18 protein-coding genes and 1 pseudogene are annotated in these 18819 nt (G+C 69.2%); 12 read left to right on the top strand and 7 right to left on the bottom strand.

Annotated features, from left to right (window positions below):
* The first annotated feature begins 1 nt into the window (after position 1).
* The 5 genes from FBY35_RS08775 to FBY35_RS08755 all read left to right on the top strand — a co-directional run bounded on the left by FBY35_RS08775 (position 2) and on the right by FBY35_RS08755 (position 5444).
* Entirely contained in the window at positions 2-778 is a 777-nt protein-coding gene (locus FBY35_RS08775; protein ID WP_142213235.1) for a DUF3710 domain-containing protein, read from the top strand.
* Between the two features lie 204 nt (positions 779-982).
* Positions 983-3526, top strand: coding sequence for an ATP-binding protein (locus FBY35_RS08770; RefSeq protein ID WP_142213234.1), 2544 nt, complete (start codon positions 983-985; stop codon positions 3524-3526).
* 49 nt (positions 3527-3575) lie between these two features.
* Entirely contained in the window at positions 3576-4262 is a 687-nt protein-coding gene (locus FBY35_RS08765) for a response regulator (RefSeq protein ID WP_142213233.1), read from the top strand.
* Positions 4263-4295: 33 nt separating this feature from the next.
* Positions 4296-4703 carry an OB-fold nucleic acid binding domain-containing protein gene (locus tag FBY35_RS08760; RefSeq protein ID WP_142213232.1) on the top strand — a complete coding sequence of 136 codons (408 nt, stop codon included), beginning with the start codon at positions 4296-4298 and terminating at the stop codon, positions 4701-4703.
* A gap of 3 nt (positions 4704-4706) precedes the next feature.
* A complete protein-coding gene (locus FBY35_RS08755) occupies positions 4707-5444 on the top strand; it encodes a DUF3159 domain-containing protein (protein ID WP_142213231.1) in 738 nt (245 codons plus the stop codon).
* Between the two features lie 99 nt (positions 5445-5543).
* Here the strand turns inward: FBY35_RS08755 and FBY35_RS08750 are convergent, their stop codons facing one another.
* The gene (locus FBY35_RS08750) at positions 5544-6212 is read right to left on the bottom strand and encodes a TrkA family potassium uptake protein (RefSeq protein ID WP_142213230.1); all 669 of its coding nucleotides are present in this window, start codon (positions 6210-6212) and stop codon (positions 5544-5546) included.
* On the bottom strand, positions 6212-6880 hold the full coding sequence (locus tag FBY35_RS08745; protein ID WP_142213229.1) for a TrkA family potassium uptake protein: 669 nt from the start codon (positions 6878-6880) through the stop codon (positions 6212-6214). Before FBY35_RS08745 ends, FBY35_RS08750 begins: the two co-directional genes overlap by 1 nt.
* 199 nt (positions 6881-7079) lie before the next feature.
* Here FBY35_RS08745 and FBY35_RS08740 point away from each other — a divergent pair, with 199 nt between their 5' ends.
* From FBY35_RS08740 to FBY35_RS37035, 4 genes are all read left to right on the top strand, one after another.
* The gene (locus FBY35_RS08740; protein WP_142213228.1) at positions 7080-9116 is read left to right on the top strand and encodes an APC family permease; all 2037 of its coding nucleotides are present in this window, start codon (positions 7080-7082) and stop codon (positions 9114-9116) included.
* 83 nt (positions 9117-9199) lie between these two features.
* Positions 9200-10528, top strand: coding sequence for a class I SAM-dependent RNA methyltransferase (locus FBY35_RS08735; protein WP_142213227.1), 1329 nt, complete (start codon positions 9200-9202; stop codon positions 10526-10528).
* Between the two features lie 749 nt (positions 10529-11277).
* Positions 11278-11835, top strand: coding sequence for a hypothetical protein (locus tag FBY35_RS37040; RefSeq protein WP_260848566.1), 558 nt, complete (start codon positions 11278-11280; stop codon positions 11833-11835).
* Positions 11796-12626 (top strand): hypothetical protein, encoded by an 831-nt coding sequence (locus FBY35_RS37035; RefSeq protein WP_260848708.1) that lies wholly within the window; start codon positions 11796-11798, stop codon positions 12624-12626. The genes FBY35_RS37040 and FBY35_RS37035 overlap by 40 nt, the downstream gene beginning before the upstream one ends.
* Before the next feature lie 189 nt (positions 12627-12815).
* Here FBY35_RS37035 and FBY35_RS37030 read toward each other — a convergent pair.
* The 5 genes and pseudogenes from FBY35_RS37030 to FBY35_RS08705 all read right to left on the bottom strand — a co-directional run.
* Positions 12816-13175 (bottom strand): annotated as a pseudogene (locus FBY35_RS37030) (nucleotidyl transferase AbiEii/AbiGii toxin family protein); the annotation flags it as partial.
* Positions 13176-13180: 5 nt separating this feature from the next.
* Positions 13181-13573 carry a hypothetical protein gene (locus FBY35_RS08720; protein WP_142213226.1) on the bottom strand — a complete coding sequence of 131 codons (393 nt, stop codon included), beginning with the start codon at positions 13571-13573 and terminating at the stop codon, positions 13181-13183.
* Positions 13574-13842: 269 nt separating this feature from the next.
* A complete protein-coding gene (gene trxA / locus FBY35_RS08715; RefSeq protein WP_142213225.1) occupies positions 13843-14214 on the bottom strand; it encodes a thioredoxin in 372 nt (123 codons plus the stop codon).
* Between the two features lie 48 nt (positions 14215-14262).
* Positions 14263-15951, bottom strand: coding sequence for an aminotransferase class V-fold PLP-dependent enzyme (locus tag FBY35_RS08710; RefSeq protein WP_142213224.1), 1689 nt, complete (start codon positions 15949-15951; stop codon positions 14263-14265).
* The gene (locus FBY35_RS08705) at positions 15948-16400 is read right to left on the bottom strand and encodes an OsmC family protein (protein WP_142213223.1); all 453 of its coding nucleotides are present in this window, start codon (positions 16398-16400) and stop codon (positions 15948-15950) included. Before FBY35_RS08705 ends, FBY35_RS08710 begins: the two co-directional genes overlap by 4 nt.
* Before the next feature lie 277 nt (positions 16401-16677).
* Between FBY35_RS08705 and FBY35_RS08700 the strand changes: the two genes are divergently transcribed.
* Genes FBY35_RS08700 through FBY35_RS08690 form a run of 3 tightly spaced genes read left to right on the top strand, consistent with a single transcriptional unit; the run spans position 16678 to position 18775 of the window.
* The gene (locus FBY35_RS08700; protein ID WP_142213222.1) at positions 16678-17919 is read left to right on the top strand and encodes an NAD(P)/FAD-dependent oxidoreductase; all 1242 of its coding nucleotides are present in this window, start codon (positions 16678-16680) and stop codon (positions 17917-17919) included.
* Positions 17920-17970: 51 nt separating this feature from the next.
* Complete coding sequence (locus tag FBY35_RS08695) at positions 17971-18288, top strand: TusE/DsrC/DsvC family sulfur relay protein (protein ID WP_142213221.1); 318 nt, start codon at positions 17971-17973, stop codon at positions 18286-18288.
* A gap of 13 nt (positions 18289-18301) precedes the next feature.
* The gene (locus tag FBY35_RS08690; protein ID WP_142213220.1) at positions 18302-18775 is read left to right on the top strand and encodes a DsrE/DsrF/DrsH-like family protein; all 474 of its coding nucleotides are present in this window, start codon (positions 18302-18304) and stop codon (positions 18773-18775) included.
* Positions 18776-18819 lie beyond the last annotated feature (44 nt).

Here is an 18819-nt window from a genome sequence, read left to right as displayed (position 1 = left end):
CGTGTTCGGACGTCGCAAGAAGAGTGGTTCCGCCGGGGACGCGGCGGACGCAGCGGCCGAGGCCGAGCAGGTCGTCGACGAGCGCGACACGGAGTACTCCGACGAAGAAGGGGCGCCCCGCCGGGTGAACCTTCCGCCGGCGCCCCGGCCCGACGGCCCCTGGGACGTGTCCGAGGTATCCAGGCCCGGCGAGGGCCGGGTCGATCTGGGCGGTCTGTTCGTGCCCGGAGTCGAGGGAATGGAACTGCGCGTCGAGGTCGCGGGCGACGCAATCGTCGCCGCCACCGTCGTGCTGCGCGACAGCGCCGTACAGCTGCAGGCCTTCGCGGCGCCCAAGAAGGAAGGCATCTGGGGCGAGGTCCGCGAGGAGATCGCCTCCGGCATCACGCAGCAGGGCGGCATCATCGACGAGGTCGAGGGCCCGCTCGGCTGGGAGCTGCGCGCGCAGGTGCCCGTACAGCTGCCCGACGGCACCGGCGGTGTGCAGCTGGTGCGCTTCGTCGGCGTCGACGGGCCGCGCTGGTTCCTGCGCGGAGTAATCTCCGGGCAGGGCGCGGTGCAGCCCGAGGCCGCCGGTCTGCTGGAGCAGATCTTCCGGGACACCGTGGTCGTACGGGGCGAGGGCCCCATGGCGCCTCGCGACCCGATCGTCCTCAAGCTGCCGGACGACGCCCAGATGGTGCCCGAGGGTGTCCAGCAGGAGGACCAGGAGAGCTCCCGCTTCTCCGGTGGTATGGGGCAACTGCAGCGCGGCCCCGAGATCACCGAGGTGCGCTGACCCCTTACCGGGGACTCACTGGCAATCCGCCCGTGGCCCGCGGTGGTTCCGGCCTTCCGGACCGCCGCGGGCCGTCGTGCTGCCCGGCGCGTCAGAATCGCGTCAAATTCGCACGTGAGGGCTGTCTCATGCCCCGGATGTCCGAATCTCCGGCCGTAGGCTCGACGCAGGCGTACGCAGCTGAGACTGAAAGACAATGGGGCCATGGGACGCGGCAGGCTACGGATCTACCTCGGCGCGGCGCCGGGCGTAGGCAAGACGCACGCCATGCTGTCCGAGGCGCACCGGCGCCTGGAGCGCGGCACCGACTGCGTCGTGGCCTTCGCCGAGCACCACGGACGCGCCCGCACCGACATGATGCTGCACGGCCTGGAACAGGTGCGGCGGCGTGAGATCGAGTACCGCGGCACGGTCTTCACCGAGATGGACGTCGACGCGGTCCTGGAACGCCGTCCCGCCGTGGCCCTGGTGGACGAGCTGGCGCACACCAATGTGCCGGGCTCGCGCAACGCCAAGCGCTGGCAGGACGTCGAGGAACTGCTCGCGGCCGGTATCGACGTCATATCGACCGTCAACATCCAGCACTTCGAGTCGCTGGGCGATGTCGTCGAGTCGATAACCGGCGTACGGCAGCGGGAGACCGTCCCCGACGAGGTGGTGCGCCGGGCCGACCAGCTCGAACTGGTCGACATGTCACCCCAGGCGCTGCGCCGCCGCATGGCCCACGGCAACATCTACACGTCGGACAAGGTCGACGCGGCTCTGTCGAACTACTTCCGCCCCGGCAATCTGACCGCACTGCGCGAACTGGCCCTGCTCTGGGTCGCCGACCGCGTTGACGCATACCTCCAGCAGTACCGCGGCGAGCACAACATCCGTACGACATGGCAGGCCCGCGAGCGCATCGTCGTCGGCCTCACCGGCGGCCCCGAGGGAAGCACCCTCATCCGCCGCGCCGCCCGGCTGGCCGAGAAGGGCGCCGGCGGCGAAGTGCTGGCGGTCTGCATAGCCCGCAGCGACGGACTGACCTCCGCATCGCCCAAGAACCTCGCCGTCCAGCGCACCCTCGTCGAGGACCTCGGCGGCACCTTCCACCACGTCATTGGCGACGATGTCCCCTCCGGCCTGCTGGAGTTCGCGCGCGGGGTGAACGCCACCCAGATCGTGCTCGGCGCCAGCCGCCGCCGGGTGTGGCAGTACATGTTCGGCCCCGGCGTCAGTGCGACCGTCGCCCGCGACTCCGGTCCCGACCTCGACGTCCACATCGTCACGCACGACGAGGCGGGCAAGGGCCAAGGACTGCCGATGGCCCGCGGCGCCCGCCTCGGCCGCTCCCGGATCATCGCCGGCTGGCTTGCCGGCGTCGCCGGTCCCGTTCTGCTGTCGCTGCTGCTCACCAGCCTCGACGACAGCCTCGGCCTCGCCAATGACGTCCTGCTCTTCCTCTTCCTGACCGTCGTGTCCGCGCTCCTCGGCGGGCTGCTCCCGGCGCTCGCCTCGGCGGCCGTGGGCTCGCTGCTGCTGAACTACTACTTCACGCCGCCCACCCACACCCTGACCATCAGCGACCCGAAGAACATCGTCGCCATCGCGATCTTCTTCGCGGTGGCCGTCGCGGTGGCCTCCGTGGTGGACCTGGCCGCCCGCCGCACCCAGCAGGCCGCCCGGCTGCGCGCCGAGTCCGAGATCCTCTCCTTTCTCGCCGGAAGCGTGCTCCGGGGCGAGACCACGCTCGACGCCCTGCTCGAACGGGTCCGCGAGACCTTCTCCATGGAGTCCGTGGCGCTGCTGGAGCGGCACAGCGACGTCGATCCGTGGACCTGCGCGGGCAGCGTCGGCAAAAGCTCAGTCGTACGCCCCGAGGACGCGGACGTGGACATCCCGGTCGGCGACCACATGGCGCTCGCGCTCTCGGGCCGGGTGCTGCCCGCCGAGGACCGCAGGGTGCTTGCCGCGTTCGCCGCGCAGGCGGCCGTCGTACTGGAGCGCCAGCGCCTGGTCGGACAGACGGAGGAGGCCCGCCGGCTGGCCGAGGGCAACCGCATCCGCACCGCCTTGCTCGCCGCGGTAAGCCACGATCTGCGCACACCGCTCGCCGCCATCAAGGCCGCCGTCTCCTCGCTCAGGTCCGACGACGTCGCCTGGTCCGAGGAGGACGAGGCGGCGCTGCTCGAAGGCATCGAGGACGGCGCCGACCGGCTCGACCATCTCGTGGACAATCTCCTCGACATGTCGCGCCTGAGGACCGGCACCGTCACCCCGCTGATCCGGGAGACCGATCTCGACGAGGTCGTTCCGATGGCGCTCGTGGGGGTGCCCGTCCAGAGCGTGGAGCTGGACATAACCGAGACGCTGCCGATGGTGGCCGTCGACCGCGGACTCCTGGAGCGCGCCGTCGCCAACATCGTCGAGAACGCCGTCAAGTACAGCCCCGACGCGGTGCCCGTCTCTGTGGCGGCGAGCGCCCTCGGCGACCGGGTCGAGGTGCGCGTCGCCGACCGCGGCCCCGGCGTCCCCGATGACGCGAAGGACCGGATCTTCGAGCCGTTCCAGCGTCACGGTGACGCGCCGCGCGGAACGGGAGTGGGCCTCGGCCTCGCGGTCGCACGGGGCTTCGTCGAGTCCATGGGCGGCACCCTCACCGCCGAGGACACACCCGGCGGCGGAATGACGATGGTCCTCACCCTCCGGGCGGCGCCGGGATCCGCCCCGGTCGCCCCCGATCTTCCCGCCGGGGTCGCCTCATGAGGGGGACAGCCGTGCAGACGCCAGTGACAGTGCAGAAAGGCAGGCCTTGATGACCCGGGTGCTCGTGGTCGAAGACGAGCCGCAGATCGTACGCGCCCTCGTGATCAACCTGAAGGCGCGCACGTACGAGGTGGACGCGGCTCCCGACGGTGCGACAGCCCTTGAGCTGGCCGCGGCCCGCCACCCCGATGTCGTCGTACTCGACCTCGGGCTGCCCGACATGGACGGCGTCGAGGTGATCAAGGGCCTGCGCGGCTGGACGCGCGTCCCGATCCTGGTCCTCTCGGCCCGTCACACCTCCGACGAGAAGGTCGAGGCGCTGGACGCCGGGGCCGACGACTATGTCACCAAGCCGTTCGGCATGGACGAGCTGCTGGCCCGGCTGCGGGCCGCGGTCCGCAGGGCCGAGCCGGTCGGCGGCGGGGACGACGAGCTGGTGATCGTCGAGACGGACGGCTTCACCGTCGATCTCGCGGCGAAGAAGGTCCACCGGGACGGGCGCGATGTGCGGCTCACGCCGACCGAGTGGCATCTGTTGGAGGTCCTCGTACGCAACACCGGCCGACTGGTCAGCCAGAGGCAGCTGCTCCAGGAGGTCTGGGGCCCCTCCTACGGCACCGAGACGAACTATCTCCGGGTCTACATGGCGCAGCTGCGGCGCAAGCTGGAGAGGGACCCCTCGCACCCCGAACACTTCGTCACCGAGCCGGGCATGGGATACCGCTTCGAGCGCTGATTCGGTGTCGGGGCCGGCCGGTAGGCTTGATGCATGAGCGCCGTACCCCGTTCCGACAAGGCCGAGAAGCCGGCCGGCCGCTTCCGCCGCATGCTCGACCGGCTGTCCAGCTCTCAGCAGGACCTCGAGTCCGAGGAGCTTCAGGAGGATGCCCAGGCATCGGGGTGTACCCGTATCGCTGAGTGCCACGACCGCCAGATAGTCCGGGTGACTGGTACCTTGCGCACCGTCACCCTGCGTCCGCGGGCCGGCGTGCCCGCGCTGGAGGCGGAGCTCTTCGACGGTACGGCCCCGCTGGACGTCGTCTGGCTCGGCCGCAGGTCCATCGTGGGCATCGAACCGGGCCGCAGGCTCATCGCCTCGGGGCGGATCTCCATGAGCCACGGCCGCCGGGTGCTGTTCAATCCCAAATACGAACTCCGACCACTCGGACAGGAGTAGCCGGTGACGTCTCTCGACAAGCCGACCACCAAGACGAACGACCAGCAGCAGGACAGCGACGCCAAAGCAGTCACGGAGGCGGCGCTGTTCGAGGCCTTCGGCGGCGTGCGCGGCATGGTGGAGACGGTCCTGCCCGGACTGCTGTTCGTCACGATCTTCACGGTCAACAAGAACCTGCACGTCTCGGCGATCGCGGCACTCGCCCTCTCGCTGATGCTCGTCGTGGTCCGGCTGATCCGCAGGGACACCGTCAAGCACGCCTTCAGCGGCGTCTTCGGGGTGGCCTTCGGCGTCGTCTTCGCGATGATGACCGGCAATGCCAAGGACTTCTATCTGCCGGGCATGCTCTACACCCTGGGCCTGGCCGTCGCGTACATCGTCACGACCATCGCGGGCGTCCCGCTGATCGGTCTGATCCTGGGACCGGTCTTCAAGGAGAACCTCTCCTGGCGGACGCGTAACCCGGGCCGCAAGACGGCGTACGCCAAGGCGAGCTGGGCGTGGGGCCTGATCCTGCTGGCCAAGTGCGCGATTCTCTTCCCGCTGTACTGGTGGGCGGACACCGCCCAGCTCGGCTGGGTTCTGGTCGCCCTGAAGATTCCGCCGTTCCTGCTGGCCGTGTATCTGACCTGGGTCTTCCTGGCGAAGGCACCGCCGCCCATCGACGTCTTCGCGGAGATGGAGGCGGAGGAGCAGGCCGAGAAGGAGCGCAACCGCGCCGCGGCCTCGCCCGAGCTGTAGTCCGCGGGCCTCGAACGCAAACGCCGGACGGGCTCGGATTCCGAGCCCGTCCGGCGTCGTGACGACCGGGGTCCGGGGCGGTGCCCGCCCCGGAAAGGGTCACGAGGCGCGACGTACCGACAGCAGGTCCTCCAGCTGTTCCTCGCGCGCCTGCGCGGCCACGAACAGCAGCTCGTCGCCCGCCTCCAGCGTTTCCTCTGCACCCGGAGTGAGCACCCGCGAGCCGCGGATGATCGTGACCAGCGAGGTGTCCTCGGGCCAGGCCACATCGCTGACCTGCGTACCGGCCAGCGCCGACTCCGGCGGCAGCGTCAGTTCGACCAGGTTCGCGTCGCCGTGGCTGAAGCGCAGCAGCCGGACGAGGTCGCCGACGCTCACCGCTTCCTCCACCAGTGCCGACATCAGACGCGGCGTGGAGACCGCGACATCGACGCCCCAGGACTCGTTGAAGAGCCACTCGTTCTTGGGGTTGTTGACACGCGCGACCACCCTCGGCACGCCGTACTCCGTCTTCGCGAGCAGCGAGATGACCAGATTCACCTTGTCGTCGCCGGTCGCCGCGATCGCGACGTTGCACCGCTGCAGCGCCGCCTCGTCCAGCGACGTGATCTCGCAGGCGTCGGCCAGCAACCACTCCGCCTGGGGCACCCGCTCCACGGAGATGGCGGTCGGCGCCTTGTCGATCAGGAGCACTTCGTGCCCGTTCTCCAGCAGCTCACCGGCGATGGAACGGCCCACCGCTCCGGCGCCCGCAATAGCGACCCGCATCAGTGACCGCCCTCCTCAGGGCCCTCGGCGAACGCCGCCTCGACCTTCTCGACCTCGTCCGTACGCATCATCACGTGGACGAGATCGCCCTCCTGCAGAACCGTCTGCGCGGTCGGCAGGACCGCCTCGCCCAGCCGAGTGAGGAAGGCGACCCGTACCCCGGTCTCCTCCTGCAGTTTGCTGACCTTGTGGCCCACCCAGGAGGCCGACGTGTGCACCTCGGCGAGCTGCACTCCGCCGCTCGGGTCACGCCACAGCGGCTCCGCGCCCGACGGCAGCAGCCGCCGCAGCATCTGGTCGGCCGTCCAGCGGACCGTGGCGACCGTGGGGATGCCGAGCCGCTGGTAGACCTCGGCGCGCCGGGGGTCGTAGATACGGGCCGCGACGTTCTCGATGCCGAACATCTCGCGGGCGACCCGCGCGGCGATGATGTTGGAGTTGTCGCCGCTGCTGACGGCTGCGAAGGCGCCGGCTTCCTCGATACCCGCTTCACGCAGGGTGTCCTGGTCGAACCCGACTCCGGTGACGCGGCGGCCGCCGAACCCGGAGCCCAAGCGGCGGAAGGCCGTGGGGTCCTGGTCGACGATGGCGACCGTGTGCCCCCGCTGCTCCAGGGTCTGCGCGAGTGCGGCTCCCACTCGCCCGCATCCCATGATGACGATGTGCACGACCGTCCTTCCGGCTGTCAATGGGCCCAGCTGTTCTTGGCTCAGGCTTAACAGGGTCTCAGACCGCGGCTCAACCTACACACGCGCGGTCCGCCCAGGGTCCCTCTGTGAGATGGGAGGGGGAGATTCCGAGCAGAGGGAGACGCTGGGGGGGGTACTGGGTGGGCCTCGTTCATGCGGAAGCCATACGATCCTCTGCGTGTCCAAACTGACCGACCTCCCCAAACGGATCCTGATCGGAAGGGCGCTGCGCAGCGACAGGCTGGGAGAAACGCTCCTGCCCAAGCGCATCGCACTTCCCGTCTTCGCCTCCGACCCGCTGTCCTCGGTGGCGTACGCACCGGGAGAAGTCCTTCTGGTGCTCTCCATCGCGGGCGTGTCGGCGTATCACTTCAGCCCGTGGATCGCCGTGGCCGTCGTGGTCCTGATGTTCACGGTGGTGGCCTCCTACCGCCAGAACGTCCATGCGTATCCGAGTGGCGGCGGTGACTACGAGGTCGCCAACACCAACCTCGGCCCCAGGGCCGGGCTCACCGTCGCCAGCGCCCTGCTCGTCGACTACGTCCTCACCGTGGCCGTGTCGATCGCCTCCGGCGTGGAGAACCTCGGCTCCGCGATCCCCTTCGTGGTCGAGAACAAGGTCCTCTGCGCCATCGCGATCATCATCCTCCTCACGCTGATGAATCTGCGTGGCGTGAAGGAATCGGGCAAGCTCTTCGCCATCCCGACGTATGTCTTCGTCGCAGGCGTCTTCATCATGATCGCGTGGGGTGCCTTCAGGGGCTTCGTCCTCGACGACACCATGGAGGCCCCGACCGCAGGCTTCGAGATCAAGGCCGAGCACCAGGGCCTTGCCGGCTTCGCGCTGGTCTTCCTGCTGCTGCGGGCCTTCTCCTCCGGCTGTGCCGCGCTCACCGGCGTCGAAGCGATCAGCAATGGCGTCCCCGCCTTCCGCAAGCCGAAGAGCAAGAACGCCGCGACCACCCTGGCCCTCATGGGCGGCCTGGCCGTCACCATGTTCTGCGGCATCATCGGCCTGGCCATGGCCACCGACGTGAAGATGGCCGAGTCGCCCGCCGACGACCTGCTGCACAATGGCACGCCGGTCGGCAGCGACTATGTCCAGAACCCTGTGATCTCCCAGGTCGCGGCCGCCGTCTTCGGTGACGGCACCTTCTTCTTCGTGCTGCTCGCCGCAGCCACCGCGCTGGTTCTCTTCCTGGCCGCCAACACCGCGTACAACGGATTCCCGCTCCTCGGCTCGATCCTCGCGCAGGACCGCTATCTGCCACGCCAGCTGCACACGCGAGGCGACCGGCTCGCCTTCTCCAACGGCATCGTGCTGCTGGCAGGTGCGGCCATCCTGCTGGTCTGGATCTACGGGGCGGACTCGACGAAGCTGATCCAGCTCTACATCGTCGGCGTGTTCGTCTCCTTCACGCTCAGCCAGACGGGCATGGTGCGGCACTGGAACCGCCATCTGAGGACCGAGAAGGACCAGGCCAAACGCCGGCACATGATCCGCTCCAGGGCGATCAACACCTTCGGTGCCTTCTTCACGGGCCTGGTGCTGGTCGTCGTCCTCGCCACCAAGTTCACGCACGGCGCGTGGGTGGCGCTGCTCGGCATGGTGATCTTCTACGGGACCATGACCGCGATCCGCAGGCACTACGACGGGGTCTCCGAAGAGATCGCTGCCGAAGAAGAGCGTCCCGACGACTATGTGCGGCCCTCGCGCGTGCACTCCATCGTGCTGGTTTCCAAGATCCACAAGCCGACGCTGCGCGCCCTCGCATACGCCAAGCTGATGCGCTCCGACCGGCTCGAAGCGCTCAGTATCAGCGTCGACGCGGCCGAGACCAAGGCGCTCAAGGACGAGTGGGAGCGCCGTGGCATCAATGTGCCGCTGAAGATCCTCGACTCCCCGTACCGCGAGATCACCCGGCCGGTCATCGAGTACGTCAAGGGGCTGCGCCGCGAAAGCCCGCGGGACGTGGTCAGCGTCATCATCCCCGAGTACGTGGTGGGGCGCTGGTACGAGCATCTGCTGCACAACCAGAGCGCCCTGCGGCTCAAGGGACGGCTGCTGTTCACGCCCGGAGTGATGGTCACGTCGGTGCCCTACCAGCTGCAGTCCTCCGAGGCCGCGAAGCTCCGGGCGAGGAAGCGCCAGGAATGGAACGCGCCCGGCTCGGTGCGGCGCGGCCCCGTGGACGAGCGCCCCAGGGAGTCCTGAGGGGTCCATGCACCCACGTAGACTGGGGGGCTGTCGTCCGCACACGGACGGCGGCCCCCTCATATCCCTGGAGTCACCCCGTCATGCAGAACGCATCCGATTCGTCGCTGGTCGGGGAGGAGTACGAGGTCGAGGTGGGCCCCGTCGCACACGGCGGCCACTGCATCGCCCGCACCGAGGAGGGGCGGGTGCTGTTCGTACGGCACACGCTTCCCGGTGAGAAGGTCGTCGCCCGCATCACCGAAGGCGAAGAGGACTCCCGCTTCCTGCGCGCCGACGCCGTACGGATCATCGAGGCATCCAAGGACCGCGTCGAGGCCCCCTGCCCCTACTCGGGTCCGGGCAACTGCGGTGGCTGCGACTGGCAGCACGCCAAGCCGGGCGCGCAGCGGCGGTTCAAGGGCGAGGTGATCGCCGAGCAACTGCAGCGCCTCGCGGGTCTCACGCCCGAGGAGGTCGGCTGGGACGGCACGGTCATGCCGGCGCCGGGGGACAAGGTGCCCCCGGGCGAAGTGCCCGCGTGGCGCACGCGCGTGCAGTACGCGATCGACACGGAGGGCCGGGCGGGACTGCGCAAGCACCGCTCGCACGACGTCCAGCCGATCGACCACTGCATGATTGCCGCGCCCGGCGTCACCGAGCTCGGTATCGAGAAGCAGGACTGGCCACAGATGGCCACGGTCGAGGCGATCGCGGCGAGTGGGTCGAACGACCGCCAGGTCATCCTCACTCCACGCCCGGGCGGCCGGCTGCCGCTCGTCGAACTGGACAAGCCGGTATCGGTGTTGCGGGTCGACGAGCACGACGGCGGAGTGCACCGGGTGCACGGCCGAGCCTTCGTGAGGGAACGGGCCGACGACCGGACGTACCGAGTCGGCATGGGCGGCTTCTGGCAGGTCCACCCGCAGGCCGCGGACATCCTGGTCAAGGCCGTGATGCAGGGCCTGCTGCCGCGCAAGGGCGACATGGCGCTCGATCTGTACTGCGGCGTGGGCCTGTTCGCGGGCGCGATCGCCGACCGGGTGGGCGAGAAGGGCGCGGTACTGGGCATCGAGTCGACCAAGCGCGCCGTCGAGGACGCCCGCCACAACCTCCAGGACTTCGAGCGCGTACGCATCGAACACGGCAAGGTCGACCAGGTCCTCCCACGCACCAAGATCACCGAGGTGGACCTGATCGTGCTCGACCCGCCTCGCGCGGGGGCGGGCAAGCAGACGGTGCACCACCTGGCGGGCCTGGGCGCGCGGCGAATCGCGTACGTGGCGTGCGACCCGGCGGCACTGGCACGGGACTTGGCGTACTTCCGGGACACGGGCTACAAGCCGCGGACGCTGCGGGCGTTCGACCTGTTTCCGATGACGCACCACGTTGAGTGCGTGGCAATTCTGGAGCCTGCCAAGGAGGGTCGCTGACCTGCAGTTCTTCGAGGTGGCACCTCGTTCCACTTGTTTCCGAGTCATCGTGGGGTCGAGCGAGCTGTGCTCTCCTATGCCTGCTACTTGGAGTTGCTGATCTGTGGCTTTGCCAAGGGGTAACGCAAGCATGCGTCCGTTGTTTTGATTTCGGGCGAGGAGCTGGTCATTCGTGACACTTGTTCGACGCTGCTTCTGTGGGCCGTCAGGTGAGACTGCATCGGCACAGCGGTTGATTCATCACTCCCTGTATCGGTGCCGTGCGCGTTGAGAATCACGAGGCCATTTTGTCCTTGGCGCTGAGGCGATGGCTGCGCTCTGTGAGTTGCCGGGTCTGGTTGCAGCGCTTCGCTTGCCACCGGTCTGGCTAACTCGGCTTCCGCAGCGCTAGGTGTAGCCGGTCTGCCTGGACAGCGCCAGCCGACGGTGACCCATAATCCGATGCCCTCGCCTGCTCAGACCCGTGCCATGCGAGCGCCGTCTGACCTCGGCGCGGGGGTGTGTTCGGCGCGAGCCGCTGCCAACCACCGCAAAGTGACGAAAGTGCCCCCAGAGTGCCATGCGCAGACATATTCTGCGGGAATAACCGCACGCCAGGCTGGGCGGCCTGGAGTTGCGGCGGAGGTGCCATGGGTGGGGACACGTATGCGTCAGGAGCGGTCGGCGAACGACCGGAGGCGTCATCGGCGCGTAGCGACGGGACGGAGGTGCCTGACCCGTACGGAGACTTGGCTCTTCTGACCTCAGCCATGACACGGGGCTACGACGCCGTACCCGGCCAGGAACGGGATCGGCTGCTGCGTTATCTCGAAGCGGTGATCACGGCCCGCCCGGCGCCGGTGCACACCACCGTCGCCTTCAACGCTGTGTACTTCGGTTACGACCTTGGTGGCGACGGCTACGGCGGCAGCCCGCTGAGCCTCGACGACTTCCCCGTGATCACCTTCGGCGAGTGCGCCCCCGTGCTCCCGGTCGGTGCCATGGTATGCGTCGCCACCGGCTCGGACCCTCTCTACGCCGAGATCGTCTACCGCGAGGGTGCCCACCCGGAGGTGGGCGCCCTCGGTGACGTACCTGCATGGGTGTCGGGGGCGCCCGCGGGCGCCGAGGGGCCGGGCAGACCGGGGAACGGCGCCGCTCCACGGCGAAGGGAGCTACTGGTCCCCGACGTCTACGCCTTCGGCCCGGCCCTGTCACCGGCCCAGCTCCACCGCTTACGCACGCGCCGACGCTGGATCAACGAGGACGGCCATGTCGTCGTCGACGTTTGCTACCCGCCCCGGAAGCGGCACGGCGCGACGACCTGACGGCCTATGCGGACTATCTCCTTACGACAGCGCGGGAGCAGCTGCTCAGTCCCTTCGTTCCCGTTTCCCTCGCCGAACTGGTGGGCGGCACACGCGACGACGACCTGCGGGCGGGTCTGCTCGGACTCCTCGACACCGTGCGGGGGACCCTCAACTCTAGCGACACGCTGCGCACATGGGGTCACTACGCGATGACCCGGACCTCCCTCGCGGACGGCCGGCGCGACACCGGACCGCTTGGCGGCGACGACCTCAGGTCCCTCGCGGCAGCGGTGGAACACGCAGCCACCCCAGCGAGGCGGCGCTACGGCCTGACCTCTCCCGGCACCGCGTACACAGCGGTCGGCCCGCGGCTTCGCGGGTTCCCCGGGGCGACGGAACTACTCAAGGGAGTGGGATACGCCGCGGTGGTGTGCCGGGCGAATGTGGCGCTCGCCGACGTCGTCCGACGGGACAGCGACCAGGGCCTGTTCGAGAACGGCTCCCGGATCACGCTTGACGACGCCTTCGAGGGCGGAGGCGTCTGGCGATCCCACCATCCCGGTAACGCGGAAACCATCGGAGATCCTCTGGCCCCGTCCGGATGCGGCTGGACATCCATGATATGCGCACCGTCGGATCCGGGGCCGGAGCCGGAAAGCGAGGTGGAGCCGGTCGACCTGCCCCTCGCCGACGATGCCGCACTCGGCCCCAGCGAGCTTCTGGTGACCGACGCGAACGAGATCGTCTGGCGGGCGCGCCTGCGACTGGGCCCTTATCGGACCCTGCCACCTCGAACGACATGCCCGTGACGATGCCCGAAGACTCCCGGGCGGAGAAAATGACGCATCCGGAGGTGGTCTGCCAGCAGCTGGCGTCGGCCGTCGCGGAGGCCCGGCAAGCCGCAGAGAAGGTGACCGCTGCTGTCGTGGACGGCCGCCCTCCGCAGGACGAGGACCTGGCTCCGCTGACCGCACTGAGCGATGTCTTCGACAGCGCCGAACGTCCTCCTCCGCGAGGACGGGGCCGTACGGGCTCTGGGCGACCGGCCGCCAGAAGATCTCCTTGAGGATGTCGATTTCGCATTCCTGCCCGGTGGCCGGGTCGGTCACGGCGAATCGGGCGGACAGTGGGGCGGTCTCCAGCGCGTGCACCTTCCAGCCGCGGGCTTCCAGGCCGACGTGGAGCGTGGCGGCGATGTCGGCCATGGGCGCCGGGTTCTCGGTGGCGACATCGAGGTCCTGGCTGGGGCGGCTCACGAGGCGGTGTGCCCGCACGGCGTATCCACCGGTGAGAACCAGTGGATACGGGGAACCGAGCGCGATCACATCCGCCAGGAGCCGCGTGTGCAGCTCCGGCATGTATGTCACGCGGCTGCCCGGGTGCGGGAGGCGAGCTGAGGGAAAGCGTCTTCCCATACGGCGCGCACGGTGCGGCCGACGAGGGTGCGCAGCACCGGCCACAGCTGGAGGAGCAGGTCCTGGTTGAGGTAGCGGGGCAGGTCGTCGTGCAGGCCCTCGTGCAGGACGGTGCGGTACAGGCCCATACGCTGGCGCGGCTTGCCCAGGTCGTATGAGGTCATCCCGGACCAGGCCATGTGGAGCAGCAGCTCCACGACACCGTAGGTCGGCCCTTGCAGCTCGTCCAGCGATTCCGGTAGACGGCGGCGGAACTTTTCCCGGTACAGCGCGAAGTCCTCGGCGTAGGCGCCCGAGACGTCCCTCGGGGTGGATGCGGGGTGCTGTGGGCTGGAGGGCATGACTCCATTATGGCCGCCGGAGACGTTGCGAACGTCATGATGTGCGAGCTGGCGTCGGGAGCGAGCAGGGGCGGATCCCCGGGTTTGAAGCTCTGGGCGCCCGCACGCGGGGCAGCGAGCCGAGGAACTGTTCCTGACCTGGACTTTTCCGCGCCTGCTGAGGTCGACGCCCGCGCGCGGCCGACCGCGACGCCACCCCAGGCCGCTCTTCGCGGCCGCTGAACCCGACGTTCCGGGGCGCCCTTCACGCTTCGTGGGCGCCCTGGGCGTCAGTTCGCTTTCGTCGATCCCGCGGCGGCCTTCCGGCGCACGTCGTCCATGTCGACGGCGCGGATCTTCCCGATGAGTTCCTCCAGTGCCTGCGGTGGCAGTGCGCCGGGCTGCGAGTACAGGACAGTCCGGTCGCGGACGGCCATCAGGGTGGGGATGGAGGAGATCTGGAAGGCGCCGGCGAGTTCGGGCTGCGCCTCGGTGTCGACCTTGCCGAAGGCGATGTCCGGGTGACGCTCGGCGGCCTTCTCGTAGACGGGGCCGAACATGCGGCACGGTCCGCACCAGGCGGCCCAGAAGTCGATCAGCAGGATCTCGGAGCCGGTGACGGTCTGCTCGAAGTTGTCTTTGGTCAATTCCACGGTAGGCATGGGTTCCCTCTCCTCTGCTATACCCGGTGGGGTATTTTGCTGTCCGGTTCAACCGGCGCCGGGCCGGGTTTGTTCCAGGCAGACGGGCGGCAGCGGGAACCAGCGCATGCGCTCGAAGTCGGCCGGCAGTCCGGTGGGGCCGTCGTCGAATCGCTCGGGACGAGCGGCCAGTACCTCGCGGGCGCGGTCGAGTTGGCCGGTCAGTGCCTCCTCGCCAAGCCGGCGGTGGCGCACGGCCGGGGCGGTGATCCGTCCGTCGGCGGCAAAACGTACGTCGGTCAGCCGCAGCGGGGGATCGGCCGGGCCGGTGCGGTGGCGCCACAGGCCGGTGTGCGGGTCGAAGCGGTAGTCGGACAGGAGCCGGTGGCCGTACGCGGCGATCAGGCCGACGGCGTCGATGAGGTAGTCGCGGACGGTGTCGCTGATGAAGTAGTTGAAGTTGATGCGGATCCAGCCGGGTTTGATGCCGTCACAGCCGCGGGTGACCTCGTCGAGCAGGGCGTGGGAGGTGGCGGCGTCGATGGCGAGCAGTCGGTGCCCGTAGGGCCCGGCGCAGGAGCAGCCGCCGCGGGCCTGGATGCCGAAGAGGTCGTTGAGCAGGGCGACGACGTAGTTGTGGTGCAGGTAGGCGTGCTCGCCGTGGCGGATGCGGAAGGAGACGATGGACAGCCGCCGGGCGTGGTGGTTGCCGAGGATCTCGATGCCGGAGTCGCGGGCCCACCGGGCGAGCGCACGTTTCCAGTGCCGCTCCTCGGCGGCCTGGATGGTGCCGGTGCCGACGGCCTGCTTGAGGGCGAAGACCAGACCGGCGCGGATGGACTCGACGATCGCCGGGGTGCCGCCCTCCTCCCGGGCGACCGGGTCGTCGAGATAGCGGTGGCCGGTCGGGTCGACGAAGGCTACCGTGCCGCCGCCCGGAGCGGTCGGCACTCGGTTGCGGACCAGGTCGCGCCGTGCGACGAGCACGCCCGGGGTCTGTGGTCCGCCGACGAACTTGTGCGGGGACAGGAACAGCGCGTCCTTGTGGTCCCCGGCGCCCGGAGCGCTCTCGGTCATCCGGATCGGGATGTACGGGGCGGCGGCCGCGTAGTCCCAGAAGGACAGGGCGCCGTGCGCGTGCAGCAGCCGGGCGATGCGGTCGGTGTCGGTGAGGATGCCGGTGACGTTGGAGGCGGCGGAGAAGCTGCCGATCAGCAGCGGACGGTCGGCGTGCCGCCGTAGCCCCGCTTCGAGTGCGGCGAGATCGATGTGGCCGTCGGCGTCCTCGTCGACGACTACGACGTCGGCGATGGACTCGCGCCAGGGCAGCTCGTTGGAGTGGTGCTCGTAGGGGCCCACGAACACCAGGGGCCGTTCGTCCGGAGGCGGCGGGTCCGGGCGGCGCAGCTGAAGGATGCCGACCAGCTTGTTGACAGCGGCCGTGGCCCCGGAGCCGCAGAAGATCACCAGATCGTCCCCGGTGCCGCCGACCGCGTCCCGGATGATTCGGCGGGCGTCCTCGCGCAGTCGGGTCGTCTGCGCCCCGGTGCTGGAGCTCTCGGTGTGGGTGTTGCCGTAATGCGGGAGCACGTGTTCGCGGACGAAGTCCTCGACGAAGTCGAGGGAGCGGCCGGATGCGGTGTAGTCGGCGTAGACGATCCGCTTCGGGCCGTACGGCCCGTCCACTACCTCGTCGTCGCCGATGAGGCCGCTCCGGATGCTGTCCAGCAGTGCCGACACGGTCGGCGCCGTACTCATGGCTCCAGCTCGATGTCGATCTCAGGAGGCTGGTGGAGGGTGTTGTGGACCGGGCAGTGCGAGACCACCGCCAACAGGGCCGCCCGCCGCTCCTCGGGCAGCTCCGGCGGCGGGACGACCACGAGGCGCAGGGCGGTGACACGCGCCGGGCGGTCGGTGGCCATGGTGAACTCCGTGCGGACGCGCAGGCCGGCGCGGGGCAGGCCGTGCCGGTGCAGGTAGCGGCCCGCGTAGAACGCCACGCAGGTGGCCAGCGAGGCCGCGAACAGCTCGGTGGGGGTGGGCGCGGTGTCCGTGCCGCCCGCCTCCAGGGGCTGGTCGACCTGGAGGCGGTGTTCGCGGACGTCCACGTTGTAGGTGTCGCCGTCGACGTGGATGACCTCCAGACGATGCACGTCCACGGACTGGGTGCGGTTCGTGCCGAGGGTCTGCGGTGTGCTGCCGGTCATGGCCGAGCCCTTCTCGCCGTGTCGACTGTTCCGGATTCCAGTCGACAACTGAGTGCGGGGGCGGGGCGAGGGGCCGACGGGGTGCGCCGGGGACCGTTCGGCCCTCGTGCCTGATTTCGCCCCCGGTATACCCTGCTGGGTATTTTATCAGGGCGTTCGTGCCGGACGTGTGGGGTCCTGGGGCCGGTGGGCCCGGCCGAAGACATACCCGGGTGGGTACTCGGGTGGGGACCAGCGGCCCATGCCCCGCTCCCGTTTCCCGCACGACAGTGGGGACATGGGCAAACACATCGTGATTCTTGGCGGCGGCACCGCCGGCACCATGACGGCCAACCGCCTGTGCCGCACGTACGACCAACGTGAGTGCCGGATCACGGTCGTCGACCAGAACGACGACCACCTCTACCAGCCCGGCCTGCTGTTCGTGTCCTTCGGGCTCGCTCCGCCCGACCACCTCGTGCGCCCCCGCCCGCGGCAGCTGAACCCGGCGGTCGACTACAAGCAGGCACTGATCGAGCGGGTCGACCTGGACGCGCGGACCGTGCACCTCGGCGGCGGCATCCGCCTCGGCTACGACGTCCTCGTGGTCGCCACCGGGGCCAGGCTGCTGCCGGAGGAGACCGAGGGACTCACCGGCCCCGGCTGGGGCGAGAAGGTCTTCACCTTCTACGACCTGACCGGAGCCGTGGGTCTGCACGAAGCGCTGGAACGCTTCGACGGCGGCCGCCTGGTGGTCGACGTCGCCGACCTGCCCCTCAAGTGCCCCGTAGCGCCTTTGGAGTTCGCTTTTCTGGCCGACTGGTACTTCCGGAACCGAGGCATCCGCGACCGGGTCGAGCTGACGTACGCCACCCCGCTGGACGCGGCCTTCACCAAGCCGGTCGCGGCCAAGGCGCTCAGCGGGCTGCTGAAGGAGAAGGAGGTCGAGCTGGTCACGGAGTTCACGCTCGGCGAGGTCGACGGCGCGGGTGGCCGGCTGGTGTCGTACGACGAGCGGGAGGTGGCCTTCGACCTGGCGGTCGTGGTGCCCCTGCACGGCGGCGCCGAGTACGTGGAGCGTTCCGAGGGCCTGGGCGACGAACTGGGCTTCGTGCCGGTCGACCCGCACACCCTCCAACACCCGGATCGTACGGAGGTGTTCGCGATCGGGGATGCGGCCGGACTGCCCGCCTCCAGGGCCGGTTCGGTGGCTCACTTCGAAGGCGAGGTGCTGGTGCACAACATCGGCCGCTTCCTTGCCGGACAGCCGCTGGACGCCTCCTTCGACGGGCACGCCAACTGTTTCGTCGAGACCGGCTTCCACAAGGCGCTGCTGATCGACTTCAACTACGACACCGAACCGCTGCCCGGCCACTTCCCGGGTCCGGTCGGCCTGCCGCTGCTGAAGGAGTCGCACGCCGCCCATCTCGGCAAGCTCGCCTTCGAATGGCTGTACTGGCACAGCCTGCTGCCCGGCCGGGAGCTGCCCGGCATCGGCTCGGCGATGCCCGAGCACGGCAAGCACCGCGCATCCGACTGAGAACCGCGTGTCCGTCTGCGGCCACGTGGTCCAAGGGGAGAGGACCCCGTCATGCCCACTGCCACCTATGACAACACCGACATCCCCGTCGACGACGAGGGTTTCTTCACCGACCCCGCCCGCTGGACCGAGCAGATGGCCGAGCAGATCGCCAAGGAAGCCGGCATCGACACGCTGACCGACCGGCACTGGACCGTCATCCGCTTCATGCGCGAGCAGTACGCCGCCAAGGGCACTGGGCCGACCGTGCGCGTGCTCGGCAAGACCTCCGGAGTGAGCGTCAAGGAGCTGTACCAGCTCTTCCCCAAGGGCCCGGCGAAGACCGCGGCGAAGGTCGCCGGCATTCCCGCGCCGCGCGGCTGCATCTGAGAAGGGATCAGTGATGGCCGACACCACCACGATCGAGAAGGTCTCGATCATCGTTTCCAAGGGTTCCCTGGAAGGGATCTACCCAGCCTTGATCATGGCCAACGGCGCTCGCGCCGAAGGCATCGAGGCCGATCTGTTCTTCACCTTCTTCGGCCTGGACGCGATCACGAAGAAGCGCTGGGAGCACATCAAGCTGGCCACGGTCGGCAACCCCGGTCTGCACCTGCCGACCCTGCTGGGCGGTATGCCGGGAGTCCCCGACCTGGTCACCCGCTACATGGAACGCAAGATGGACAAGCTCGACATCCCGCCGATCCCCGAGTTCATCGAGATGATCGTCGACACCGGCGCGGGCATCTACGCCTGCAAGGCGTCGGTGGACCTTTTCGAACTCGACAAGGACGACCTCGTCGAGCAGGTGCAGGGCGTCATCACGGTCGGCGAGTTCTACGAGCACGCGGCCGGCGGTCAGATCATCTACACCTGAGATGACCGGCACAGGTGCCGGGCACGGCCTGCCGGACAGGATAG

The sequence above is a fragment of the Streptomyces sp. SLBN-118 genome (genome assembly GCF_006715635.1).
GTDB lineage: Bacteria > Actinomycetota > Actinomycetes > Streptomycetales > Streptomycetaceae > Streptomyces.
Note: the sequence above shows the minus strand (reverse complement) of the source record. Positions and strands in the feature narration are given on the sequence as shown.

Excerpts from the sequence above, each read along its gene's own strand:
- FBY35_RS08695 (WP_142213221.1), top strand. The coding sequence starts at position 17,971 with ATGCCCACTGCCACCTATGACAACACCGACATCCCCGTCGACGACGAG.
- FBY35_RS08735 (WP_142213227.1), top strand. The coding sequence starts at position 9,200 with ATGCAGAACGCATCCGATTCGTCGCTGGTCGGGGAGGAGTACGAGGTC.
- FBY35_RS08710 (WP_142213224.1), bottom strand. The coding sequence starts at position 15,951 with ATGAGTACGGCGCCGACCGTGTCGGCACTGCTGGACAGCATCCGGAGC.
- trxA (WP_142213225.1), bottom strand. The coding sequence starts at position 14,214 with ATGCCTACCGTGGAATTGACCAAAGACAACTTCGAGCAGACCGTCACC.
- FBY35_RS08720 (WP_142213226.1), bottom strand. The coding sequence starts at position 13,573 with ATGCCCTCCAGCCCACAGCACCCCGCATCCACCCCGAGGGACGTCTCG.
- FBY35_RS08770 (WP_142213234.1), top strand. The coding sequence starts at position 983 with ATGGGACGCGGCAGGCTACGGATCTACCTCGGCGCGGCGCCGGGCGTA.
- FBY35_RS08690 (WP_142213220.1), top strand. The coding sequence starts at position 18,302 with ATGGCCGACACCACCACGATCGAGAAGGTCTCGATCATCGTTTCCAAG.
- FBY35_RS08760 (WP_142213232.1), top strand. The coding sequence starts at position 4,296 with ATGAGCGCCGTACCCCGTTCCGACAAGGCCGAGAAGCCGGCCGGCCGC.
- FBY35_RS08750 (WP_142213230.1), bottom strand. The coding sequence starts at position 6,212 with ATGCGGGTCGCTATTGCGGGCGCCGGAGCGGTGGGCCGTTCCATCGCC.
- FBY35_RS08705 (WP_142213223.1), bottom strand. The coding sequence starts at position 16,400 with ATGACCGGCAGCACACCGCAGACCCTCGGCACGAACCGCACCCAGTCC.
- FBY35_RS37040 (WP_260848566.1), top strand. The coding sequence starts at position 11,278 with ATGACACGGGGCTACGACGCCGTACCCGGCCAGGAACGGGATCGGCTG.
- FBY35_RS08765 (WP_142213233.1), top strand. The coding sequence starts at position 3,576 with ATGACCCGGGTGCTCGTGGTCGAAGACGAGCCGCAGATCGTACGCGCC.
- FBY35_RS08700 (WP_142213222.1), top strand. The coding sequence starts at position 16,678 with ATGGGCAAACACATCGTGATTCTTGGCGGCGGCACCGCCGGCACCATG.